Genomic DNA, 24,332 nt, shown 5'->3' on the forward strand with positions numbered 1-24,332 from the left:
GGGGCGCCCCTCAATCCGCGGCGTGGCACAGATCCGCGGCCACGCGCCGCGTGCGGGCGTCCAGCGCGAGGATGTCGTCCAGCGTGCCCGGGTCGGAGCCGGCCCGGGCGGCCGAATCGTCCAGGCAGCGCTCGATGATGTGGGGAATCTGCGTATAGCGGATGCGGCCGTTGAGGAAGCCGTCCACCGCGATCTCGTTGGCCGCGTTCAGGGCGATGCAGGCGGCCTGGCCGCTGCCCAGGGCGTCGAGCGACAAGCGCAGGCAGGGGAAGCGCCGCAGGTCGGGCTCCTCGAAATCCAGGCGCCCGAGCCGCGAGAGCTCGAGCAGGCCGACGCCGCTGTCGATGCGCTCGGGGAAGCCCAGGCCGTAGGCAATGGGCGTGCGCATGTCGGGCTGGCCGAGCTGCGCCAGGATGGAGCCGTCCTCGTACTCGACCATGGAATGGACGACGCTTTGCGGATGGATCACCACCTGGATGCGGTCCAGGGGCATGGAAAACAGCCAGTGCGCCTCGATGACCTCCAGGCCTTTGTTGAGCATGGTGGCCGAGTCGACGGAGATCTTGCGGCCCATGCGCCAATTCGGATGGGCGCAGGCCTGCTCGGGCGTGACCTGCTCGAGCTGGTCCAGCGCCACGCAGCGAAACGGGCCGCCCGAGGCGGTCAGCAGCAGCCGCCGCACGCCGGCCGCCGGCTGGGCGGGCGCGTGCGCATGCCCCGTGCCGCGCGGGAGGCACTGGAAAATCGCGTTGTGCTCGCTGTCGATGGGCAGCAGTTCGGCGCCGGCCTCGCGCACGGCCCGCATGAACAGGCTCCCAGCGGCCACCAGGGCTTCCTTGTTGGCCAGCAGCACGCGCTTGCCGGCGCGGGCCGCCGCCAGCGCGCCGGGCAGGCCGGCGGCGCCCACGATGGCCGCCATGACGGCCGTGACCTCGGGGTCGGCCGCCGTATCGGCCAGCGCCTGCGGCCCCTGGCGCAGTTCGGGTGGCGGCCGGCCCGCCGGCCAGGCCGCCATGAAGCGTGCGCGCGCGGCGTCGTCCGGCACGACCACGACACGCGCGCCGGTCCGGCAGGCCTGTTCGGCCAGGGCTTCGATGCGGCTGTGGGCGCTGAGCGCATGAACCTGGAAGCGGTCCGGGTGGCGCGCAACGACGTCCAGCGTGCTGACGCCGATCGAGCCGGTCGAACCCAGGATGCAGAGGCGATGCGTGGCGTGCATGATCAGAATGCCAGGAGCAGCAAGGCGGCGGGCGCCACGGGCAGGACGGCGTCGATCCGGTCATACACCCCACCGTGCCCCGGCAGCAGGCGGCTGGAGTCCTTGACCCCGGCGCGCCGCTTGAGCAGGGACTCGAACAGGTCGCCGATGATCGACCAGGCCGCCAGCAGGATGCCCGCGGCGATCACCCAGGCCGTGGAACCGGTCTCGAGCAGGCGCGCGCCATAGCTCTGGGGCCACCACCAGGCGGTGGCGACCAGCCATGCGGTCGCCGCCGCGACGCCCCCCGCGGCGCCTTCCCAGGTCTTGCCGGGGCTGACGCGCGGCGCGAGCTTGCGGCGCCCGAGGGCGCGGCCGGTAAAGTACGCCGCGATGTCGGCGCACCAGATGAGTGCCAGCAGGCTCACCAGGCACTGGGCGCCGAATTCGAGATAGATCCGCGCCAGCGCATACCAGACCGCCAGCAGCGCGAGCACGGCGCAGCCCGCGAGGACCCGCGGACCGAAGAACGACAGCGGCTGGACGCGCAGCACCATGGCGGGCGCCGGCAGCGCCCAGAACAGCACGGCCAGGGGCACCAGGCCGCGCTGGAACCACGCCGTCCAGGCAGGCGCCTGCCCGGGGCCGGCCTGCAGCCACGACGCCGACAGCCCCAGCATCAGCAGGACGCCCAGCAGCGGCACCAGCCGTCTTGGCCATGCCGAGCTCAGGACCAGCCGGATCCATTCCCACAGTGCGCAGCCCGCGGCCGCGGCCAGCAGAAGCAGGACCGGCCAGGGGCTGGGCGCGGCGAGCGCGCCCGCCACGATGAGCAGCAGAACGATCGCGGTGAGGATACGCTGTCCGAGCATGCCGTTCCCTAGGGTCGGTCGACGCTAATGCGCCTTGAGCTGTTCGCTGGTGCGCCCGAACCGGCGCTCGCGGCCCCGGTACCATTCGAAGGCCTCGTCGAGTTCGGCGGCGCCGAAGTCCGGCCAGTACGTCCGGGTGAAGTACAGCTCAGTATAGGCCAGTTGCCAGATCAGGAAGTTCGAGATCCGTTGTTCGCCGCCGGTCCGGATGAACAGGTCGGGTTCGGGAGCGTAGGCCATCGCCAGGTAGGGATCCAGCGCCGATTCGTCGAGTTCGTCGGGCCGGCCGGCCAGTTCGGGATGCGCGGCCAGCAGCCGCCGCATGGCCTGCAGGACGTCCCAGCGCCCGCCGTAGTTTGCCGCGATGGTGAGGGTCAATGCCGACAAGTGCTCGGTGCGGCGTTCGGCCTCGTGGATGAGTCCGCGCAGGTGGCTGTCGAAGGCCCCCAGGTCGCCGACCACGCGCAGGCGCACGCCCTGCTCGATCAGTTTGTCGACCTCTTTCTCCAGAGCCTGCACGAACAGCCGCATGAGCAGCGAGACTTCTTGCTGGGGACGCCGCCAGTTCTCGGAGCTGAAGGCGAACAGCGTAAGGTAGCGCACCCCGCGATGGCCGCAAGCCTCGACCGTGCGCCGCACCGCCTGCACGCCGCGCACATGGCCCGCGGTGCGCGGCATCATGCGCTGCTTGGCCCAGCGGCCATTGCCGTCCATGATGATGGCCACGTGGACGGGCGCGTCCCCGGTCTGCGGAATGGCCTGGGTGGAACTGGTCGAGGATGTCTTCATGGCCGGTGGCCTGGATCGAGCCCGCCTCAGACGGTCATGATCTCGGCTTCTTTCTGGCTGACGAGCTTGTCGACCTCGGCGACATAACGATCGGTGAGCTTCTGCACCTCGTCCTGGCTGCGGCGCTCGTCGTCCTCGGAGATGTCCTTGTCCTTGACGAGCTTCTTGAGGGCGTCGTTGGCCTCGCGGCGCAGATTGCGTATGGCCACCTTGGCATCCTCGCCCTCGCCGCGCACGACCTTGGTGAGGTCGCGGCGACGCTCCTCGGTGAGCGCGGGCATCGGCACGCGGATGTTGTCGCCCATGGCGATCGGGTTGAGCCCCAGGTCCGATTCGCGGATCGCCTTTTCGACGGGCCCGGCCATGGTCTTTTCCCAGACCTGGACGCTGAGGGTACGCGCATCGACCAGGTTCACGTTCGCGACCTGGCTCACGGGCACCGGCGAGCCGTAGTACTCGACCATCACGTGATCGAGAATGCCCGCGTGGGCGCGTCCGGTGCGGATCTTGGACAGGCCCGCCTTGAGCGACTCGATGGACTTGGCCATGCGTGCGTCGGCGGAACTGCGGATTTCGGATGTGCTCATGATGACTCCTTACACCTGGACCAGGGTACCTTCGTCCTCGCCGCAGACGACGCGCCGCAGGGCTCCCGGTTTATTGATCGAAAAAACCCTGATGGGCAGTTTCTGGTCGCGGCACAGCGCGAACGCCGTGGCGTCCATGACCTCGAGGCGCCGGACGATCGCCTCGTCGAAGCTGATGCTCGAGTAGCGCGTGGCGTTGGGGTCCTTGTTGGGATCGGCGCTGTAGATGCCGTCGACCTTGGTGGCCTTCAGGACGACTTCGGCGCCGATCTCGGCGCCGCGCAACGCGGCCGCCGTGTCGGTGGTGAAGAACGGGTTGCCGGTGCCGGCCGCGAACACCACGACCTTGCCTTCTTCGAGATAGCGCAGCGCCTTGGGCCGGATGTAGCGCTCGACCACCTGGTCGATGTTCAAGGCCGACTGCACCCGCGTCTCGACGCCGTGATTCTTGAGCGCATCCTGCAAGGCCAGGCCGTTCATCACGGTCGCCAGCATGCCCATGTAGTCCGCCGTCGCCCGGTCCATGCCCTGCGCACCGGGCGCCACGCCGCGAAAGATGTTGCCTCCGCCGATCACCACCGCGAGCTGCACGCCCAGCGAGACGATGCCGTGGATCTCCTCGGTCATGCGCAGGATGGTGGCGCGGTTGATGCCGTAGGCGTCGCTGCCCATCAGGGCTTCGCCAGATAGCTTGAGCAGCACGCGCCGATAGGCCGGATTCGACATGGACCTGATTCCCGGAAAAATGGATCGAAAGGATGTGCCCGTCAGTGCCGCGCCCCGCCGATTCGCCGCCGCGGCGCAGGCGCGCGGGGCTGGGTGACGAACGTGGAATGGCATCGCGCGGGCAGCGCGATGCCATCGTACCCGAAATTGATGCGGATCAGGAACCGCTGACGGCGGCGGCCACCTCGGCGGCGAAATCGGATGATTTCTTTTCGATGCCCTCGCCGACCACGAACAGGGCGTAGCGATTGATGCGCGCACCTTTTTCCTTGAGCATCTGCTCGACGGACTGCTTGTCGTTCTTGACGAAGGGCTGCGACAACAGCGTGACCTCCTTGAGGTATTTCTGGACTGCGCCCTCGACCATCTTGGTGACGATCTCGGCGGGCTTGCCGGACTCGGCTGCCTTTTGCTGAGCGACGGAACGCTCGGTGGCGATGTCCTCGGGAGACACGCCGCCGGCGTCCAGCGCACGGGGCTTGGTGGCGGCGATGTGCATCGCCAGATCCTTGCCGGTGTCCTCGGCGCCCGCGAAATCGACCATCACGCCGATCTTGCCGCCATGCACGTAGCTCGACAGCACGTCATTGGTCTCGAAGCGCTGGAAGCGGCGCACGGAGATGTTCTCGCCGATCTTGCCCACCAGCGCCGAGCGCGTGGTCTCGACCGTGCCCTCGCCCATCGGCAGCGCGTTCAGGGCCTCGAGGTCGGCCGGCGCACGTTCGGCCGCGAGTACCGCGACCTGGTTCACGAAGCCGATGAAGTCCTCGTTCTTGGCGACGAAATCGGTTTCGCAATTGACCTCGACCACGGCGCCGACCTTGGCGCCGACGGCGATGTGCAAGCCGATCAGGCCTTCGGCGGTCACGCGGCTGGCGGCCTTGCTGGCCTTGCTGCCGAGCTTGACGCGCAGCAGTTCCTCGGCGCGCGCCAAGTCGCCCTCGGCCTCGATCAAGGCCTTTTTGCATTCCATCATGGGAGCATCGGTCTTTTCGCGTAGTTCCTTGACCATCGATGCAGTGATTTGTGCCATTGTGATTCTCCCGATTGCTTATTCCTGATCCTGGTCCTGCTCGACTTCGACGAATTCCTCGCCCTCGGCGAGCTCCTCGACCAGGCCGTTGATGCTCTGTTCGCGGCCGGCCAGCACGGCGTCGGCCATGCCGCGGGCGTACAGCGCGATCGCCTTGGCGGAGTCGTCGTTGCCCGGGATCACATGGTCGATGCCCTCGGGCGAGTGGTTGGTGTCGACCACGCCGACCACCGGAATCCCCAGGGTGCGCGCCTCGGCCACGGCGATCTTGTGATAGCCCACGTCGATGACGAACAAGGCGTCGGGCAGGGTGTTCATGTCCTTGATGCCGCCGATCGACTTGTTGAGCTTGTCGAGCTCGCGCTCGAACATGAGGGCTTCCTTCTTGGTCATGTGCTCGGTCGCACCTTCGGCCTGCTGAGCCTCCATGTCCTTGAGGCGCTTGATCGAGGTCTTGACCGTCTTGAAGTTGGTCATCATGCCGCCCAGCCAGCGGTTGTCGACGTAGGGCATGCCGCAGCGCTGAGCCTCGGCGGCCACGAGTTCGCGCGCCGCGCGCTTGGTGCCGACAAACAGGATGCTGCCGCCGCGGGCCGCGAGCTGACGGGCAAACTGGCTGGCCTCGATGTATTTTTCGACGGTCTTTTCCAGGTTGACGATGTGGATCTTGTTGCGCTGGCCAAAGATGTACTGGGCCATCCGCGGGTTCCAGTAACGGGTCTGGTGGCCAAAGTGCACACCGGCTTCCAGCATTTCACGCATGAGGGACATGAGGTTCTCCTGAGGGTTGGGTCCTGTACATGGCCAGTATCCGGGACTAACATGAAAAAGACGGTTCTCTTCGGTTCTCTTTCATGCGCCGGGCACCCTGGAAGGCCATGCACGCGATTCTTCGAATTGGGCAGATATCCGTCAAACCGATTGGGCAGATATTCGTCAACCATTCGGCAAACCGAATCCGGATGAATCTGGGCAAATTCGAAGTAAGCCTATAATTCTACTATTTATTCCATAAGCACAGCAAGTTTCCATGAGCCAACTCATCACCGACACCGCCGAACTCGACCAGATGCGCGCCGCCTGCCAGGCGGCGGCCAGCGTACTCGATTACCTCGCGCCGCACGTGCGCGCCGGCGTGACGACGGGCGAGCTGGACCGCCTGTGCCTGGACTACATCAGCCAGGAACTGCAGGTCGAGTCCGCCACGGTCGGCTACGCCCCGCCCGGCTACCCGCCCTTCCCGGGTTCGATCTGCACGTCGGTCAACCACGTCATCTGCCACGGCATCCCGGGCGACAAGGTCCTCAAGAACGGCGACATCATGAACATCGACGTCACCGTCATCAAGGACGGATGGTTCGGCGACACCAGCCGCATGTATTGCGTAGGCGAGCCCTCCATCCTGGCGCGGCGGCTGATCGACACCACCTACGAATGCATGTGGCTGGGCATCCAGCAGGTCCGCCCGGGCGCGACGCTGGGCGACATCGGCCATGCCATCCAGCGGCATGCCGAGGGCGCGGGATTCTCGGTCGTGCGCGAATACTGCGGCCACGGCGTGGGGCGCAAGTTCCACCAGGACCCCCAGGTCCTGCATTACGGCAAGCCCGGCACCGGCGTGCGCCTGGAACCGGGCATGATCTTTACCATCGAGCCCATGATCAACGCCGGCCGGCGCGAGATCCGCACGCTGGCCGACGGCTGGACCGTCGTCACCCGCGATCACAGCCTCTCGGCCCAGTGGGAGCACAGCATCCTCGTGACCGATACGGGCCACGAGGTTCTCACCGTGTCGCCGGGCATGCCGCAACCTCCCGCATTCGCCAAAGCGGCCCAGCCCGCATGAACCCGGGGCACGCGGGGCTGGGCGCCCTGCGCGCCCGCCACGCCGAGCTGCGCGCGCAAGCCGTGGCGGCCTACCGCAGGCATTTGCGCGCCGAAACCCTGCTGACCGCGCTGCGGCGCATCGCCGACGAGCTCCTGGGCGAGCTGATCCTGCTGTTTCCGATCCCCGAAGGCGCGGCCCTGGCCGCCGTCGGCGGCTACGGGCGCGGCGAACTCTACCCGCATTCCGACATCGACGTCCTGATCCTGCTGGAACGCGCGCCCGATGCGTCCGAGCGCAGCCGGATCGAGGCGCTCATCGCCGCCATGTGGGACGTCGGCCTCGAGCCGGGCCACAGCGTGCGCACCATCGAGGAATGCCGCAACGAGGCGGCGGGCGACATCACCGTCCGCACCTCGCTGCTGGAGGCGCGCCGGCTCACCGGCAGCAAGACGCTGTTCGGCCACCTGCAGGAGCGGATGCGCGAGGACCTGGACCCCCAGGCGTTCTTCCTGGCCAAGCGTGCCGAGATGCATCAGCGCCACGCGCGCCACCAGGACACGCCCTACGCCCTCGAGCCCAACTGCAAGGAGTCCCCGGGCGGCCTGCGCGATTTGCAGGTGCTGCTGTGGCTGGCGCGCGCCGCCGGCCTGGGATCGAGCTGGCCCCAAGTCGCGCGCACCGATCTGCTGACCGCCACCGAGTTCCGGGCATTGCGCCGCGCCGAGCTCGCCTTCAAGCGGCTGCGGATCGAATTGCACCTGCTGACGGGCCGGCGCGAGGATCGCCTGCTCTTCGACCTGCAGCCCCGGCTGGCAAAAGTCTATGGCTTCGCCCCCCAGGCCAACCGCCTGGCCAGCGAATTGCTGATGCAGCGCTATTACTGGGCCGCGCGCGTGGTCTGCCAAATGAACCGGCTGCTGATGCAAAGCCTGGAGGAAACGATCTTTCCCCAGCCGCCCAGCGCCGCCGAACCGATAGACGACCACTTCTGCGTCCGCCGCCAGCGGCTGTGCCTGGTGCGCGAGGACGGCTTCGAGCGCAACCCCGCCCTGCTGCTGCGCGTCTTCCTCGTGATGCAGGAGCACCCCGAATTGCACGGGATGTCCGCCAGCCTGCTGCGGGCCATCTGGCATGCGCGGCGCCTGATCGACAAGCAGTTCCGCGACAATCCCGTCAACCGCCACCAGTTCATCCAGATCCTCAAGCAGCCCCGCGGCATCGTCCACGCCCTGCGCGACATGACGATGCTCAACATCCTGCCGCGCTACCTGCCCGCGTTCAGGCGCATCGTCGGCCAGATGCAGCACGACCTGTTCCACGTCTACACGGTGGACCAGCACATCCTCATGGTCGTGCGCAACCTGCGCCGCTTCACCATGCCGGAACATGCGCAGGAGTACCCCCTGGCCAGTCAACTGATCGCCGACCTGGACCGGCATTGGCTGCTGTACATCGCCGCCCTGTTCCACGACATCGCCAAGGGCCGCGGCGGCGACCATTCCGCCCTGGGCGCGGTCGAGGTCCGCAAATTCGCCGTGGCCCACAGCCTGGGCGCCGAAGACACGAACCTGCTCGAGTTCCTGGTGCGCGAACACCTGACCATGTCGCAAGTGGCCCAGAAGCGCGACCTGAGCGATCCCCAGGTGATCCACGATTTCGCCATCCGCGTAGGCTCGCAGCGCACCCTGGCGGCCCTGTACCTGCTGACCGTCGCCGACATCCGCGGCACCAGCCCCAAGGTCTGGAACGCCTGGAAGGGCAAGCTGCTCGAGGACCTGTACCATCAGACCCTCGCGGCCCTGGGCGGCGAGCGCCCCGACACGCACACCATCCTCACCCAGCGCAAGGAGGCGGCGGCGGCGGAGATCCGCCGCATGGGGCTGCGCGACGACAGCCGCGAGGCCTTCTGGTCCCAGTTGGACGTGGCCTATTTCCTGCGCCACGACGCCCACGAGATCGCCTGGCATACGCGGCACCTGTACCATCGCCGCGACGAAGCCGATCCGGTGGTGAAGGCCCGCGTCGTGGGCCAGAACGAGGCCTTGCAGATCCTCGCCCATGCCCCGGATCGCGACGATCTGTTCGTGACGATCTGCGCGTATTTCGATGCCCACGGCCTCAGCGTGCAGGATGCGCGCATCCATACCACCCGCAAGGGCTGGGCGCTGGACAGTTTCATCGTGCTGCTGCCCGACCATGAAAAGGACTACCGTTCCCACGCCACGCTGGTCGAGCACGAATTGCGCGACGAACTGGCCGGAAACGGCACGCCACGCACCGCGCGCCAGGCCCCGCGGCCGGGATCGCGGCGCTCGCGCGCCTTCCCCATCATGCCCAGCATCACCTTGCAGGCGGACGACAACCACCGCAGTTGGCGCCTGCTGGTGACCACGGCCGACCGGGTGGGCCTGCTGCACGATCTGGCGCAGGTCTTCGTGCGGCATGGCATCGACCTCAAGATGGCCAAGATCATGACGCTGGGGGACCGGGTCGAGGACATCTTCATCCTCGAGGGTCCGGCCCTGGATCATCCGCGGGGACAGATGCGGTTCGAACAGGACGTCCTGAGCGTCCTGGGCGGCGGGGCCTTGGCCGATGCGCGCGATCCCGCCGCGCCGGGCACCGTGCCTGCGGTATAGTCACCCCTCATCCGCCCTCGCTTTCTCATTCATGATGAAGAACCCATCCTCGGAATCCATCCTGCGCGGCATCGCGCTGCTGTGCCTGGCGGGCGTCGGCGTCGCCCTGGTCTCGCAATACGTGTTCGACATGCAGCCCTGCGCCTGGTGCGTGCTGCAGCGCCTGATTCTGCTGGCCGTGGCGGCGGTCTGCGGGCTGGCCACGGCGGGCTGGCGCTCGGCGCGCATCCATGCCCTGGGCGCGGCGCTCGCGGCGATCCTGTCGGCCTGCGGGATCGCAGCCGCCTGGTATCAATACACGGTCGCCGCCCACCTGTTTTCCTGCGACCAGACCTTTGCCGACAAGTTCATCGCCGGCAGCGGGCTGGACGCCGCCCTGCCCTGGCTGTTCGGCATCTATGCGACCTGCATGGACGCGCGCGTGAGCGTGCTGGGCATCGAGTACGCGCTATGGGCGCTGGCCTTGTTCGCCGTGTGCCTGGCGCTGGCGGCGTGGGCCTTGCGCCGCGCGCGCCGCGGCTGAAGGATCGCCCCGCGGGGATCAGCCGTCCTCGCCCTCGGCGGCCATGGCGCCGGAGCACGCCGGCATGCCGCGGCTGAGGCTGAGGCGCTGGAGGTAGGCGGCATCGATGTCGCCGGTGACATATTCCCCGTTGAAGCACGAGGACTCGAACCGCTGCATGGCCGGGTTCAGGTCCCGCAGGGCCTGCTCCAGGTCGCTCAGCGCCTGGTAGACCAGGCCGTCGGCGCCGATCTCGCGCGCGACCTGCCCGGTGTCGCGTCCCGTCGCGATCAGTTCCGACTGGGTCGGCATGTCGATGCCGTAGACGTTGGGATAGCGCACCGCCGGGGCCGCCGAGGCAAAGAACACCTTGTGCGCCCCCGCCGCGCGCGCCATGTCGACGATTTCGCGGCTGGTGGTCCCGCGCACGATGGAATCGTCGACCAGGAGGACGTTCTTGCCACGGAACTCGAGGTCGATGGCGCTGAGCTTCTGGCGCACGGATTTCTTGCGCACGGCCTGGCCCGGCATGATGAAGGTGCGGCCCACGTAGCGGTTCTTGATGAAGCCCTCGCGATAGCAGAGGTTCAGCCGGGCGGCCAACTGCATCGCAGAGGGCCGTGACGAATCGGGGATCGGCATGACCACGTCGATGTCGCCCAGGCGCAGGGACTTGGCCACGTTGTCGGCCAGGTATTCGCCCATGTGCAGCCGGGCGTCGTAGATCGATACGCCGTCCATCACCGAGTCGGGCCTGGCGAAATACACGTACTCGAATACGCAGGGCGTGTGTTCGCGGCCGTCCTCGGCACAGGCGCGGCTGCTGACCCGGCCGTCCTCGGTGATCACGATGGCTTCGCCCGGCGCGACGTCGCGCACCAGGTTGAAGCCGCAGCCGGTGATCGCCACCGATTCGGAGGTCAGCATCCATTCTGTGCCCGCGTCGGTGTCGTGGCGCCCCAGGCACAGCGGGCGGATGCCGTGGGGATCGCGAAACGCCACCATGCCGAAGCTGGAGATGTGGGCGATCACCGCATAGGCGCCCTTGGCCCGGCGATGCACCGCCCGCACCGCCTCGAAGGCGGCATGCTCGTCCAGAGTCACGCCGTTGGAGGCTTGCTGCAACTCGTGCGCAAAGACATTGAGCAGCACCTCGGAGTCGGAATTGGTATTGATGTGCCGCCGGTCGTGCTTGAACAGCGCCTCGCGCAGTTCACGCCAGTTGGTCAGGTTGCCGTTGTGCACGAAGGTGATGCCGAACGGCGCGTTCACGTAGAAAGGCTGGGCCTCGTCGACGCTGGCGCTGGAGCCGGCCGTCGGATAGCGCACCTGGCCCAGGCCGCTGTTGCCGGGCAAAGAACGCATGTTGCGTGTGCGAAAGACGTCGCGCACCAGGCCGTGCGCCTTGTGCATGCTGAAGAACTGGTCATGGGCGGTGGCGATGCCCGCCGCGTCCTGGCCGCGATGCTGCAGCAGCAGCAGGCTGTCGTAGATCAGTTGATTGACGGGGCTTTGCCCCATCACGCCCACGATTCCGCACATGATCCGTATCCCGCCTCAGTAGGGTAGCCATTGCGCCAGCGACGGCGGCAGCAGCGATTTGATTTGCTGGAAGCCGCGCACCGCGGCCCCCGACGTCCGCGCGTCCTGCCACCAGGGCTCGCGCGGCAATTCGGTGTATCCCGCCAGGCCCACCAGCGCAAGGACGATGACCACGCCGCGGATGGTGCCGAAGGCCGCGCCCAGGCCATGGTCCGCCGGCGTCAGGCCGGTGCGGTCCAGCAGGGCCCCCAGGGCCATGTTCAGCAGGCCGATGAGCATGAGCACGATCAGGAACATCGCCCCGTAGGCGGTGATCGTGCGCAGCAAGCCGTTTTCGATGTATTGCACCAGCCAGTTCGACAGCCCCGGCCCCCACCAGATCGCCGACACGAAAGCGACGACGTAGGCGACCAGGGACAGGACCTCGCGCACGAAGCCGCGCATCAGGCCGATCAGCGCCGACAGCACCAGGACGGCGAGGACAATGTAGTCGAAGCTGGTCACTTGCCGGAGATCAAGCCGTTCTGGTAGCCCAGCGCCCGCAGCCGCGTCTGGGCGGCCTGGGCCGCCTCGCGGGTCGGGAACGGGCCCACGCGCAGCCGGTAGACGGTCTTGTCGCCGGACTGGCCCCGCTCTACATAGGCGTTGGTCACGCCGGATTCCACGAGGCTGTCGCGGCGCTGGCGCGCATCCTGCTCGGTCGTATAGGCCGCCACCTGCAGGATGAAACTGCCCTGCGCCTTGGGCTGTGGGGCCGCGGCATCGTTGTCGGGCATCTTGCCGGCCAGCAGGGCCAGCGCGACCGAACCATCGTCCGTGCGCTTGGGGGTGGGATCGGGCTTGGGCTGCGCCGCGGGCGCGGGGGTCTCGGGCTCGGCACGCGGGGGCTGCGCGGCGGGCGCCGGTTCAGCGGGCGGCGGCGCGGCGGGCGTATCGCCCGCGCCGGCGGCCTGCGGGCTGGTGTCGGCGGGCGGTGGCGCGGCCTGGTCCGCCGGCGCCTCGGGGGCGACCTGGGGCGGCGCCGGCAGCGCGGCGGCATCGAGGGCCGGATCCGCGTCGCCGGCGCTGACCAGGCCCGAGGAGGTTGCCGGAACGACGATGGGCTCGCGCGGCTCGGGCGGCGGCGCGTCGAACAGCGGCGGGACGATGATGACCGCCGCCAGCACCAGCGCCAAGGCGCCGATCAGGCGGCGTCTGGCCTTGTTGCGCAATTCCTTGAGCTGGGCTTCGCTGGAGCTTGCGCCACGGCCCGAAGTCCGTCGCTCGGAGGCTGAATCCGGGGCTTTCCGAAAAAACATCGCGCTGAAACCCGTCTGGAGCGGGCGGCTCAGTGCCTGTTTGTTCGATCCACGCATGCGGATCAAGCATACAGGCCGGCGGCGCCGCCCGATGATTAAATGACGTCTCTGCCCTCGAGCCTGAGGGCCTCGAGCACCGGGCCGACGGTGGCGAACGACCCGAACACGAGAATTCTATCATTGTCGGTCGCCAGGTTTCGAGCCTCTGTAAAGGCTTGTACCGGATCATCAAAAGTGGATACGATGACGTCGCGCGCCGGCACCGCCGGACGCGGCGCCGCCCGCACGCCGGGTTTCTTCGAGCCCTCGCCCGCGGCGCGGCCGACTTCCGTGGCGCCCTGGATGAAGGGGTCCACGGGCGCCTCGCCTTGCGTCAGGCCGCGGATGATGGCGGCCAGCTCGTCGGCCGTGGTGCCGCGGGGGCCGTCCAGGCTGGCGCACATCCAGCGGTCGATGCGGCGGGAAATGCGCGCAAGCGTGTTCGCGATGTCCTTGTCGTGCAGCATGCCCACCACCGCATAGGTGTGCGGGTAATGGCCCATGCTGTCCAGGTTCTGGCCCAGCGCCGCCACCGCGTGCGGGTTGTGGGCCACGTCCAGTATCGTCGCCGGCAGGCCTGGCAGGATCTGCATGCGCGCCGGCAGGCTGACGTGCAGCAGGCCCTGGCGCACGTCCTGCTGGGTGACCACCAGGCGCGGGTGCAGGGCCTCGAGCGCCGCAAGCGCCGCCGAGGCATTGATGAGCTGGTTGGCGCCGCGCAGTGCGGGATATCCCAGGGCGCTGCGGCGCTGGTCGCGGCCGCCGTATGCCCATTGCTGGCGATCGCCCGAATAATTGAAATCGTGGCCGAAGCGCCAGAGGTCGGCGCCGATCCGCCGCGCATGCTCGATCACCGTGGCGGGGGGCACGGGGTCGGCGCAGATGGCGGGCGCGCCGGGGCGGAACACGTGGGCTTTTTCCAGGCCGATGGCCTCGCGGGTGTTCCCCAGGTATGCCATGTGGTCCAGGTCCACGCTGGTCAGGATCGCGCAGTCCGCATCGATCATGTTGACGGCATCCAGGCGCCCGCCCAGGCCGACTTCCAGGATCACCACGTCGAGCTTCCGGTCCTGGAACAGCAGCAGCGCGGCCAGAGTCGCCATCTCGAAGTAGGTCAGCGTCGTGTCGCCGCGCGCGGCCTCGATGCGCTCGAACTGCTGGACGATCTGCTCGTCGCCGGCGAACTCGCCGTTGATGCGGATGCGCTCGTTGAAGTGCAGCAGGTGCGGCGAGGTGTACGTGCCCACCCGATAGCCGGCCTGCAGCAGGATGCTGTCGAGCATGGCGCAGGTCGAGCCCTTGCCGTTGGTGCCCGCCACCGTGATCTTGATGCAGTCCAGCGACAGCGCCAGCCGCTGCGCGACCGCGCGGACCCGATCCAGGCCGAGGTCGATGGCCTTGGGATGCAGGGTTTCGAGATAGGCGAGCCAGGCGGCGAGCGGTGCGCCCTGGGCGGGACGGAGTGAGGACATGGCGGGAGGCGTCTTGCGCAAAAGGAAGGAACGGCAGGTGCCGATATTAGCACCCGCCGCCCGCATCCCGGCGGACAACCCTACGGCGTTTACTTCTTGCGCGCCGGGGGAAGGTCCGTGCAATGGCCTTCGGCCGCCTCGGCGGCCATGCCGATCGATTCGCCCAGAGTGGGATGGGGATGGATGGTCTTGCCGATGTCCACCGCGTCGGCGCCCATCTCGATGGCCAGCGCCACCTCGCCGATCAGGTCGCCGGCGTGGGTGCCGACGATCCCGCCGCCGAGGATGCGCCCGGATTCCGCGTCGAACAGCAGCTTGGTGAAGCCCTCGTCGCGGCCGTTGGCGATCGCGCGGCCCGAGGCCTGCCAGGGGAACAAGCCTTTCTTGACGGCGATGCCGTCCTGCTTGGCGGACTCCTCGGTCAGGCCGACCCAGGCCACTTCGGGATCCGTATAGGCCACCGACGGGATCACGCGGGCATCGAAAAAGGATTTTTCGCCGGCGATGACCTCGGCGGCGACGTGCCCCTCGTGCACCGCCTTGTGCGCCAGCATGGGCTGTCCGACGATGTCGCCAATGGCGTAGATGTGCGGCACATTGGTGCGCATCTGCTTGTCCACGGCAATGAAGCCGCGGTCGGACACCGCCACGCCGGCCTTGTCCGCGCCGATGGCCTTGCCGTTGGGCGAGCGGCCCACGGCCTGCAGCACCAGGTCGTAGCGTTGGGGTTCGCCGGGTGCGGATTCGCCCTCGAACGTCACCCAGATGCCGTCTTCCTTGGCCTGCGCTCCCACGGTCTTGGTGTTGAGCATGACGTGGTCGAAGCGCCGGGCGTTCATTTTGTCCCAGACCTTGACGAGGTCACGGTCGGCGCCGGTCATCAGGGTCGGCAGCATTTCCACTACGTCCAGGCGCGCGCCGAGCGCCGAATAGACCGTGCCCATTTCCAGCCCGATGATGCCCCCACCGACGATCAGCATGCGCTGCGGCACGGATTTCAGGGCGAGCGCGCCCGTGGAATCCACGATGCGCGGATCGTCCGGCAGGAACGGCAGTTTCACCGACTGGCTGCCGGCGGCGATGATGGCCGAGGAGAACTTGATCGTGGCCTGGCCGCCGTCCGCCTTGGCCACCGCCAGATGATGGGGATCGGCGAAGGTGCCCACCCCCTGGATCACCGTGACCTTGCGGGCCTTGGCCATGCCGGCCAGACCGCCGGTCAGTTTGCCGACCACGGAGTCCTTGTAGCCGCGCAGCTTGTCCAGGTCGATCGAGGGGTCGCCGAACGCAATGCCGTGGGCCGCGAGGGACCGGGCCTCTTCCAGCACGCTGACGGTATGCAGCAGGGCCTTGGACGGGATGCAGCCGACGTTCAGGCAGACCCCGCCCAGGGTGGTATAGCGTTCCACCAGGACGACCTTCAAGCCCAGGTCCGCGGCGCGGAACGCGGCGGAATAGCCCCCGGGGCCCGCACCCAGCACCAGGACGTCGTATTCCCCGTCGGCCGTGCCGCCGAATGTGGCGGGCGCGGGTGCGGACGCAGATGCGGGAGCCTGCGGGGCCGCCGGCGCAGCCGATGCGGCAGGCGCCGCAGCCTGAGCGGCCGGTGCTTGCGCCGCCTCGCCGGCCGCGGCCTCGACGCGCACGATGGTCTTGCCCTGCGCAACCTTGTCGCCCAGCTTGACGAGGATTTCGCGCACCACCCCGCCCTGCTCGGCCGGGATTTCCATCGAGGCCTTGTCGGACTCGACGGTGATGAGGCTTTGCTCGGCCTCGATGGTGTCGCCCACGGCCACCAGGATTTCGATCACCTCGACTTCGTCGAAGTCGCCGATGTCGGGCACATTCAGGTCTACGATGCTCATGGGCGCCTCACAGGATGATGCGGCGGAAGTCCGCCAGCAGGCCCGCCAGGTAGGCGTTGAAGCGGGCCGCAGCCGCCCCGTCGATCACCCGGTGGTCATAGGACAGCGACAGCGGCAGCATCAGGCGCGGCTGGAAAGTCGCGCCGTCCCAGACTGGCTGCATCGCCGAACGGGAGACGCCGAGGATGGCGACTTCGGGCGCATTGATGATGGGCGTGAAATCGGTGCCGCCGATCCCGCCCAGCGACGAGATCGAGAAGCATCCGCCTTGCATCTGCGACGGCGAGAGCTTGCCGTCGCGCGCCAGGGCCGCGAGCTCGGCGGTCTCGGCGGCCAGTTCGAGCACGCCCTTGCGGTCGGCGTCGCGGATCACCGGGACCACCAGGCCGTTGGGCGTATCGGCGGCAAAGCCGATGTGGAAGTATTGCTTCAGGACCAGGTTGTCGCCATCCAGCGAGGCGTTGAACTCGGGGAACTTCCTCAGGGCGGCGACCACCGCCTTGATCAGGAAGGCCAGCATCGTGACCTTGACGCCGGATTTCTTGTTTTCCGCATTGAGCTGTTGGCGCAGGGCCTCGAGCTCGGTGATGTCCGCCACGTCGTTGTTGGTCACGTGGGGAATCATGACCCAGTTGCGGTGCAGGTTGGCGCCCGAGATCTTTTTGATGCGCGACAGCGGCTTGGTCTCGATCGCACCGAACTTGGCGAAATCGACCTTGGGCCAGCCCAGCACGCTGAAGCCCTCGCCCGCCGGCAGGGTCGAGCCCACCGGACCGGCACCGCCGGTGGCCAGGGCCTGCTTGACATGGGCCCGCACGTCATCGGCGGTGATGCGGTTCTTGGGTCCGCTGCCAGTGACCTGGGTGAGGTTCACGCCCAGTTCGCGGGCGAACTTGCGCACCGACGGCGAGGCATGCGGCAGGTTGTGCAAGGGCACGGCGGCCTCGGCATAGGCGGCCGTGGGCGAGGTGCGCTCGGGGGCGCTGGAGGCCATGGCGGCGGCGGACGCCGGGGCGGCCGCGGGCGCGGGCTCGGCGCGCGCCGAAGGCTGCACGGCGGGCGTTTCGGCCGGCGCGGCGGGTTCCTGGGCCGGCGCGCCGGCCTGGGGCGCGTCGCCGGCGCCTTCCACGACCGCGATTTCCATGCCCTGGGAGACCTTGTCGCCGACCTTGACCTTGACGGACTTGACCACCCCGCCTTCGGAGGCCGGGATTTCCATCGAGGCCTTGTCGGACTCGACGGTGATGAGGCTTTGCTCGGCCTCGACGGTGTCGCCCACGGCCACCAGGATCTCGATGACCTCGACCTCGTCGAAGTCGCCGATGTCAGGCACCGTCAGGGTGTGCAGCGCGGCGGCGCCGGCGGCGGCCTTGGGCGCCTCCTGCCGGGGGGCGGCGGTCGGGGCCGGGGCGGGCTCGGCCGGTTTGGATTCGGCCTGCGCCTCGGGCTGTGCCGCGGCCGGCACCTCGCCCGCCGCCTCGACCTCGAGGATCACGGAACCCTCCTTGACCTTGTCGCCGACCTTGACCTTGACGGTCTTGACCACGCCGCCCTCGGAGGCGGGAATTTCCATCGAGGCCTTGTCGGACTCGACGGTGATGAGGCTTTGCTCGGCCTCGATCGTGTCGCCCGGGGCCACCAGGACCTCGATCACCTCGACCGCATCGAAATCGCCGATGTCGGGGACCTTGATTTCCACGATAGTGCTCATGTTGTGTCCTCCTCAGGCGTAGTGCGGATTGGCCTTGTCGGCGTCGATGCCATATTTGGCAATCGCCTCGGCGCACTTCTTGATGTCGATGACGCCGTCGTCGGCCAGGCTGCGCAGGGCGGCCAGCACCACGAAGTGGCGGTCGATCTCGAAGTGCTTGCGCAATTCCGAGCGGAAGTCCGAGCGGCCGTAGCCGTCGGTGCCCAGGACCTTGAGGCGGCGCCCCTCGGGCACGAATGGACGGATCATGTCGCCATAGGCCTTGATGTAGTCGGTCGAGACGATGATGGGCCCCTGGGTGTCCTTCAGCTGGCGGGTAACGTAGGCGTCCTGGGCCGGTTCGGCCGGGTGCAGTAGGTTGTGGCGCTCCACGTCCAGGCCGTTGCGGCGCAGCTCCGTGAAGCTGGTCACGCTCCAGACGTCCGAGGTCACGCCCCAGTCCTTTTCCAGCAGGTCCTGGGCGGCCAGGACTTCGCGCAGGATCGTGCCCGAACCCATGAGCTGGACGTGGGTCTTTTTCGAGGGCTTGGCGCTGGACTGGAGCTTGTACATGCCCTTGAGGATGCCCTCCTCGTCGCCGGCCTTCAGGCCCGGCTGGGCATAGTTCTCGTTCATGACCGTGATGTAGAAGAACACGTCCTCCTGGTCGTGCATCATGCGCTGCAGGCCGCTGCGGATGATGACGGCGACCTCGTGCGCAAAGGCCGGATCGTAGGCCACGCAATTCGGGATCAGCGACGCCTGGATGTGGCTGTGGCCGTCCTCGTGCTGCAGGCCCTCGCCGTTCAGCGTGGTGCGCCCGGCCGTGCCGCCCAGCACGAAGCCGCGCGCCAGCATGTCGCCCGCCGCCCAGGCATGGTCGCCGAAGCGCTGGAAGCCGAACATCGAGTAATAGATGAAGAACGGGATCATGATGCAGTTGCTGACGGAATACGACGTCGCCGCCGCAATCCACGAGCTGAAGCCGCCCGCCTCGTTGATGCCTTCCTGCAGCAACTGGCCGTTCTCGGCCTCGCGGTAGTACATCACCTGGCCCTTGTCCACCGGGACGTACTTCTGGCCCTCGGGCGCGTAGATGCCGATCTGGCGGAACAGGCCTTCCATCCCGAAGGTCCGCGATTCATCGACCAGGATGGGCACCACGCGCGGCGCCAGTTCCTTGTCGCGCAGGATCTGGTTCAGCACCCGCACGAAGGCCTGGGTGGTGGAGATCTCGCGACCCTCGGCCGTGGGTTCCAGGACGGCCTTGAAGGCGTCCAGGGGCGGCACCGGCAGCGAATGGTCGGCCTTCACGCGGCGGTGCGGCAGATAGCCGCCCAGCGCCTTGCGGTGTTCGTGCAGGTACTTCATTTCGGGCGAATCCTCGGCCGGCTTGAAGTACGGGATCTCGTCGACCTTGTCGTCGGGAATGGGAATGTTGAAACGGTCGCGGAATTCGCGCACCGAATCGATGTCGAGCTTTTTCTGCTGGTGGGTGGGGTTCTTGGCCTGGCCGACGTGGCCCATGCCATAGCCCTTGATGGTCTTGGCCAGAATCACCGACGGCTGGCCCTTGTGGTTGGCGGCCGCGGCGAAGGCGGCGTAGACCTTGTGCGGGTCGTGGCCGCCGCGGTTCAGGCGCCACACGTCCTCGTCGCTCATGCGGCTGACCATCTCGAGCAGCTTGGGGTGTTTGCCGAAGAATTTCTCGCGCACGAACTTGCCGTCGTTGGCCTTGTAGGCCTGGTATTCGCCGTCGACGGTTTCCTCCATGACGCGGCGCAGGATGCCTTCCTTGTCACGGGCGAACAGGGGATCCCAGTAGCCGCCCCAGATCAGCTTGAGCACGTTCCAGCCGTTGCCGCGGAACGCACCCTCGAGTTCCTGGATGATCTTGCCGTTGCCGCGCACCGGGCCGTCCAGGCGCTGCAGGTTGCAGTTGACGACGAAGATCAGGTTGTCGAGCTTTTCTCGCGATGCCAGGCCGATGGCGGCCAGGGTTTCGGGCTCGTCGATCTCGCCGTCGCCCACGAAGACCCAGACCTTGCGCTGGGTCGTGTCGGCCAGCCCGCGGGCGTGCAGGTATTTCAGGAAGCGGGCCTGGTAGATGGCCATCATGGGTCCCAGGCCCATGGACACCGTCGAGAACTGCCAGAAATCCGGCATCAGTTTCGGGTGCGGGTAGGAGGACAGCCCCTTGCCCTTGCCGCCGACCTCCTGGCGGAAATAATTGAGGTTTTCCTCGGTCAGGCGGCCTTCCAGGTAGGCGCGCGCATACATGCCCGGGGACGAATGGCCCTGGAAGTAGACCAGGTCGCCGCCGTGGTCGGGCGACTCGGCATGCCAGAAGTGGTTCTGGCCGCATTCGATCATGGTCGCCAGCGAGGCGAAGGAGGCGATGTGGCCGCCCAGGCTGCCGCCGTCGGCAGGCTCGAATTTGTTGGCCTTGACCACCATGGCCATGGCGTTCCAGCGGATATAGGAGCGGATGCGTTCCTCGAGGACCATATTGCCCGGGTGCGGGGGCTCGAGCCCCGGGGGAATGGTATTCACGTAAGCCGTATTCAAGGAATACGGGATGTGGGCGCCCGAGCGGCGCGCCAGATCGATCAGACGTTCAATCAGGAAGTGCGCACGTTCCGCGCCCTCGCGGTCGAGCACCGCTTCCAGCGCGTCCAGCCATTCCTGGGTTTCCTGTTTGTCGGTGTCCGCGGGGGTGGCGGCCGCCTTGTCTTGGTCGAGAGAGGACATCGTGTGTCTCCGGTGTAGTGATTCAGGACGCGACCACGCATCGCGTCGACGACTGGTATTCGGTGCCTAGGAACGCGCGACAGCGCCCGCGGCTGGCGGGTTTGCCGGGCATCTCTGCGTCATTCTAGGAAACACCCCCGGATAGTACAAGTAAAATTTCATTCTATGATATGAATTTTTATTATGTGAAAAATTGGAAGCCCTTTTCCCGACTAAAATGACGCAATCGCGCTAAGCTCCCCGCCATGGCCATCCCGAATCGCAAGTCCTTGATTCCCACGACATTCTACGAGCACGCCCGTCACAGCCGGCGGGGCTTGTACTGGCTGACGCCCGTCGTCGTCCTGGTGCTGTATCTGTGCGTGATGGGCGCTTTCATCTGGCTGCAGCGCCTGCAAAGCGACAGCGTGATGTTCGTGACCATTGATCAGGAAACCCGCCAGCAGCGCCTGCTGATGGTGGTGGCGGCGCTGTCCCTGGTGATCGTGTTCAGCCTGCTGGCGCTCTGGCGCTATACGCGTTTCCGCACGCAGGCCGAATCCGCGCTGATCGCCGAGACCGGCTTTCGCCGGGCGATGGAAAATTCCATGTCCACCGGCATGCGGGTCTTCGACATGCAGGGGCGCATCGCCTATGTGAATCCGGCGTTCTGCCGCATGATCGGCTGGAACGAGGCCGACCTGATCGGCCGCACGGCGCCGTTTCCGTACTGGCTGCCCGGCCGTCACGATCATCACCGCGAGGTCCTCGCGCAGCTGCTGTCCGGACGCACCCCCAGCAGTGGGCTGGAAATCGAGGCCCAGCGCCGCGATGGCTCGCGCTTCACCGCCCGCATGTACGTCTCGCCGCTGCGCGACCCCAACGGCGAGCAGATCGGCTGGATGACCTCCATGACCGACATCACCGAGCCCAAACGCATCCGCGAGGCGCTGACCGCGGCGCACGAACGCTTCATGACGGTGCTCGAGGGCCTGGACGACGCGATTTCGGTGGTCGCCGACACGCCCGAGGGCCTGGAGCTGCTGTTCGCCAACCGCACCTACCGCCGGCTGTTCGGCGCCCAGGCCAGCGGCCACGCCGAACTGCTGGGCGGGCGCCTGGGCCGTTTCACCGACGAGACCATGGAATTGTTCTCGCAGTCGGCCCAGCGCTGGTTCGAGGTTCACCATCGCATGCTGGCCTGGACCGATTCGCGCCGGGTGCGCCTGCAGGTGGCGCGCGACATCACCGAACGGCGCAAACACGAAGAAGCCTTGCGGGTACAGCAGGAAAAAGCCCAGCTGACCAGCCGGCTGACCACCATGGGCGAGATGGCCTCGTCGCTGGCCCATGAACTGAACCAGCCGCTGACCGCCATCAGTAACTACAATATGGCGGCCGCCGCGATGTTGAAATCGGGCAAGGGACGGCCCGAGGCCCTGCTCGAGGCCTTGGAAAAGGCCTCGGCGCAGGCCGAGCGCGCGGGCAAGATCATCAGCCGCATCCGGGAATTCGTCAAGCGCAGCGAGCCCCGGCGCCAGGCGGTGGCCCTGGCGCGCATCCTCGAGAACGCCGTCAGCTTCGCCGACATCGACGCCCGCAAGCGCCGCATCGACATCGCCCAGAACCTGCCCGATCCTCTGCCCGAGGTGCTGGCCGATCCGATCCTGATCGAGCAGGTGCTGCTGAATCTGCTGAAGAACGGTGTGGAAGCCATGGAGCAAAGCGAGTATCGTACCCTGCACCTGACGGTCACCGACCAGGACCCCCAGGTCGAAATCGCGGTGATCGACCGCGGCCACGGCCTGCGCAGCCCCGAACGGCTGTTCGAGCCCTTCTACAGCACCAAGTCCGAAGGGTTGGGCATGGGTCTGAACATCTGTCGCACCATCATAGAATCGCACCACGGCCGCCTGTGGGCCAGCGCCAATCCAGAGGGCGGGACGATCTTCCGCTTCACTCTGCCCAAGGCGCCGCCAAGGCCGCAACCCGACGAAACCACAGAGGAGCAGTACGCATGACCCAAGCCCAAGCGCCCAGCACCATTTACATTGTCGATGACGACGAAGCCGTCCGGGATTCCCTGCGCTGGCTTCTCGAGGCCAATGGCTACCAGGTCCGCAGTTTTGCCGCCGCCGAGGAATTCCTCGAGGCCTACGATCCGGAGATGGTCGGAGTGCTGATCGCCGACGTGCGCATGCCGGGCATGAGCGGCCTCGAGCTCCAGGAAGCCCTGATCGCGCGCAAGGCGCCGCTGCCCATTGTGTTCATCACCGGGCACGGGGACGTGCCGATGGCGGTGTCGACGATGAAGAAAGGCGCCGTCGACTTCCTCGAAAAACCGTTCAACGAGGCCGACCTGCGCAACATCGTCGCCGGCATGCTCGCCCAGGCCGCCGAGCGGGTGCGCGAGGCGCAGGCGCACCGCAACCAGCAGGCCGTGCTCAACCGGCTGACCGCCCGCGAGCAGCAAGTGCTCGAACGCATCGTCGCGGGGCGGCTGAACAAGCAGATCGCCGGCGACCTGAACATCAGCATCAAGACCGTCGAGGCGCACCGCGCCAACATCATGGAAAAGCTCGAAGTCACCACCGTGGCCGATCTGATGAAGATCGCACTGGCCAAGACCGAAGAGGAATAAGCCCATGAGCGCACGCATCATCGATGGCAAGGCCCTCTCGGCGCAGGTCCGCGAGCAGGTCCGCGAACGCGTCCAGGCCCTGGGGGCCAAGGGTGTCACGCCGGGACTCGCCGTGGTGCTGGTGGGCGACGACCCCGCCTCGCAAGTCTATGTCCGCAACAAGGCCGCCGCCTGCGAGGCGGCCGGCATGGTCTCGCGCGTCATCCGCATGGCCGCCGACACGCCCGAAGAAGAACTCCTCAACGTGGTCGAGGACCTGAACGCCGATCCCGCCATCCATGGCATCCTGGTGCAGCTGCCGCTGCCGGGCCACATCGACACCGGCCTGGTGATCGAAACCATCGCCGCCGGCAAGGACGTCGACGGCTTTCACGTCAGCAACGCCGGCCTGCTGATGACCGGGCGGCCGCTGTTTCGTCCCTGCACGCCCTACGGCGTGATGCGAATGCTGGAATCGGAAGGCGTCGCGCTGCGCGGCGCCGAGGCGGTGATCGTGGGCGCCAGCAACATCGTCGGCAAACCCATGGCCATGCTGCTGCTGGCGGCCGGCGCCACGGTCACGCTGTGCAACTCCAAGACCCGCGACCTGGGCGCGCAGACGCGCCGCGCCGACGTCCTGGTGGTGGCCACCGGCCGGCCGGGCATCGTCACGGGCGACATGGTGAAACCGGGCGCCGTCGTCATCGACGTCGGCATCAACCGCCTCGAGGACGGTTCACTGGCCGGCGACGTGGACTTCGAATCCGCGCGGCAAGCGGCCTCGGCAATCACACCGGTGCCCGGCGGGGTCGGACCGATGACCATTGCCATGCTGCTGGTCAACACCCTGGAGGCGGCCGAGCGCAGCGCCGCGACTTGAAATTCCGGGGCCTCGCCCCCAT

General features: G+C 67.4%; 20 protein-coding genes. 6 read left to right on the plus strand and 14 right to left on the minus strand.

What is annotated here, in order from left to right; all coding sequences use genetic code 11:
- Nucleotides 1–10 precede the first annotated feature (10 nt).
- From OOZ48_RS14255 to rpsB, 7 genes are all read right to left on the minus strand, one after another.
- Entirely contained in the window at nucleotides 11–1,219 is a 1,209-nt protein-coding gene (locus OOZ48_RS14255) for a 1-deoxy-D-xylulose-5-phosphate reductoisomerase (protein ID WP_269499447.1), read from the minus strand.
- A gap of 2 nt (nucleotides 1,220–1,221) precedes the next feature.
- Nucleotides 1,222–2,070: a phosphatidate cytidylyltransferase gene (locus OOZ48_RS14260; RefSeq protein WP_269499450.1), complete on the minus strand. Its 849-nt coding sequence runs from the start codon at nucleotides 2,068–2,070 to the stop codon at nucleotides 1,222–1,224.
- Between the two features lie 24 nt (nucleotides 2,071–2,094).
- Complete coding sequence (gene uppS, locus OOZ48_RS14265) at nucleotides 2,095–2,859, minus strand: polyprenyl diphosphate synthase (RefSeq protein ID WP_269499454.1); 765 nt, start codon at nucleotides 2,857–2,859, stop codon at nucleotides 2,095–2,097.
- Nucleotides 2,860–2,885: 26 nt separating this feature from the next.
- Nucleotides 2,886–3,446: a ribosome recycling factor gene (frr, locus tag OOZ48_RS14270; protein ID WP_269499455.1), complete on the minus strand. Its 561-nt coding sequence runs from the start codon at nucleotides 3,444–3,446 to the stop codon at nucleotides 2,886–2,888.
- A 9-nt stretch (nucleotides 3,447–3,455) separates the two neighbouring features.
- Nucleotides 3,456–4,172, minus strand: a complete 717-nt coding sequence (gene pyrH / locus OOZ48_RS14275) for a UMP kinase (protein WP_269499457.1) — start codon at nucleotides 4,170–4,172, stop codon at nucleotides 3,456–3,458.
- A 157-nt stretch (nucleotides 4,173–4,329) separates the two neighbouring features.
- Nucleotides 4,330–5,205, minus strand: a complete 876-nt coding sequence (gene tsf, locus OOZ48_RS14280) for a translation elongation factor Ts (RefSeq protein ID WP_269499459.1) — start codon at nucleotides 5,203–5,205, stop codon at nucleotides 4,330–4,332.
- 18 nt (nucleotides 5,206–5,223) lie between these two features.
- Nucleotides 5,224–5,976, minus strand: a complete 753-nt coding sequence (rpsB, locus tag OOZ48_RS14285) for a 30S ribosomal protein S2 (protein WP_269499460.1) — start codon at nucleotides 5,974–5,976, stop codon at nucleotides 5,224–5,226.
- 259 nt (nucleotides 5,977–6,235) lie between these two features.
- On the opposite strand from rpsB, the gene map reads away from it, so the two are divergent.
- Genes map through OOZ48_RS14300 form a run of 3 tightly spaced genes read left to right on the plus strand, consistent with a single transcriptional unit; the run spans nucleotide 6,236 to nucleotide 10,195 of the window.
- A complete protein-coding gene (gene map, locus OOZ48_RS14290) occupies nucleotides 6,236–7,051 on the plus strand; it encodes a type I methionyl aminopeptidase (protein ID WP_269499462.1) in 816 nt (271 codons plus the stop codon).
- On the plus strand, nucleotides 7,048–9,672 hold the full coding sequence (locus OOZ48_RS14295; protein WP_269499464.1) for a [protein-PII] uridylyltransferase: 2,625 nt from the start codon (nucleotides 7,048–7,050) through the stop codon (nucleotides 9,670–9,672). Before map ends, OOZ48_RS14295 begins: the two co-directional genes overlap by 4 nt.
- A gap of 31 nt (nucleotides 9,673–9,703) precedes the next feature.
- Nucleotides 9,704–10,195 (plus strand): disulfide bond formation protein B, encoded by a 492-nt coding sequence (locus OOZ48_RS14300; protein WP_442867593.1) that lies wholly within the window; start codon nucleotides 9,704–9,706, stop codon nucleotides 10,193–10,195.
- Nucleotides 10,196–10,213: 18 nt separating this feature from the next.
- Here the strand turns inward: OOZ48_RS14300 and purF are convergent, their stop codons facing one another.
- The 7 genes from purF to aceE form a co-directional block, all read right to left on the minus strand.
- Nucleotides 10,214–11,716, minus strand: a complete 1,503-nt coding sequence (gene purF, locus OOZ48_RS14305; RefSeq protein WP_269499466.1) for an amidophosphoribosyltransferase — start codon at nucleotides 11,714–11,716, stop codon at nucleotides 10,214–10,216.
- A gap of 15 nt (nucleotides 11,717–11,731) precedes the next feature.
- Nucleotides 11,732–12,220: a CvpA family protein gene (locus OOZ48_RS14310; protein ID WP_269499468.1), complete on the minus strand. Its 489-nt coding sequence runs from the start codon at nucleotides 12,218–12,220 to the stop codon at nucleotides 11,732–11,734.
- The gene (locus OOZ48_RS14315) at nucleotides 12,217–13,014 is read right to left on the minus strand and encodes an SPOR domain-containing protein (RefSeq protein WP_269499469.1); all 798 of its coding nucleotides are present in this window, start codon (nucleotides 13,012–13,014) and stop codon (nucleotides 12,217–12,219) included. Before OOZ48_RS14315 ends, OOZ48_RS14310 begins: the two co-directional genes overlap by 4 nt.
- Before the next feature lie 95 nt (nucleotides 13,015–13,109).
- Complete coding sequence (gene folC / locus OOZ48_RS14320; RefSeq protein WP_269499470.1) at nucleotides 13,110–14,525, minus strand: bifunctional tetrahydrofolate synthase/dihydrofolate synthase; 1,416 nt, start codon at nucleotides 14,523–14,525, stop codon at nucleotides 13,110–13,112.
- An 89-nt stretch (nucleotides 14,526–14,614) separates the two neighbouring features.
- Nucleotides 14,615–16,390: a dihydrolipoyl dehydrogenase gene (gene lpdA / locus OOZ48_RS14325; protein ID WP_269499473.1), complete on the minus strand. Its 1,776-nt coding sequence runs from the start codon at nucleotides 16,388–16,390 to the stop codon at nucleotides 14,615–14,617.
- Nucleotides 16,391–16,397: 7 nt separating this feature from the next.
- Complete coding sequence (gene aceF / locus OOZ48_RS14330) at nucleotides 16,398–18,101, minus strand: dihydrolipoyllysine-residue acetyltransferase (RefSeq protein WP_269499475.1); 1,704 nt, start codon at nucleotides 18,099–18,101, stop codon at nucleotides 16,398–16,400.
- A gap of 12 nt (nucleotides 18,102–18,113) precedes the next feature.
- Nucleotides 18,114–20,831 carry a pyruvate dehydrogenase (acetyl-transferring), homodimeric type gene (gene aceE, locus OOZ48_RS14335; protein WP_269499476.1) on the minus strand — a complete coding sequence of 906 codons (2,718 nt, stop codon included), beginning with the start codon at nucleotides 20,829–20,831 and terminating at the stop codon, nucleotides 18,114–18,116.
- Between the two features lie 245 nt (nucleotides 20,832–21,076).
- On the opposite strand from aceE, the gene OOZ48_RS14340 reads away from it, so the two are divergent.
- From OOZ48_RS14340 to folD, 3 genes are read left to right on the plus strand one after another with little or no spacing between them, the layout of a single operon-like run.
- Nucleotides 21,077–22,831 carry a PAS domain-containing sensor histidine kinase gene (locus OOZ48_RS14340; protein WP_269499477.1) on the plus strand — a complete coding sequence of 585 codons (1,755 nt, stop codon included), beginning with the start codon at nucleotides 21,077–21,079 and terminating at the stop codon, nucleotides 22,829–22,831.
- Nucleotides 22,828–23,451, plus strand: a complete 624-nt coding sequence (locus tag OOZ48_RS14345; RefSeq protein WP_269499479.1) for a response regulator transcription factor — start codon at nucleotides 22,828–22,830, stop codon at nucleotides 23,449–23,451. The genes OOZ48_RS14340 and OOZ48_RS14345 overlap by 4 nt, the downstream gene beginning before the upstream one ends.
- A 4-nt stretch (nucleotides 23,452–23,455) precedes the next feature.
- Complete coding sequence (gene folD, locus OOZ48_RS14350; RefSeq protein WP_269499481.1) at nucleotides 23,456–24,310, plus strand: bifunctional methylenetetrahydrofolate dehydrogenase/methenyltetrahydrofolate cyclohydrolase FolD; 855 nt, start codon at nucleotides 23,456–23,458, stop codon at nucleotides 24,308–24,310.
- The last annotated feature ends 22 nt before the right edge of the window (nucleotides 24,311–24,332 follow it).

Origin of the sequence: Castellaniella sp. S9 (assembly GCF_027257175.1) — a bacterium.
GTDB lineage: Bacteria > Pseudomonadota > Gammaproteobacteria > Burkholderiales > Burkholderiaceae_B > Castellaniella.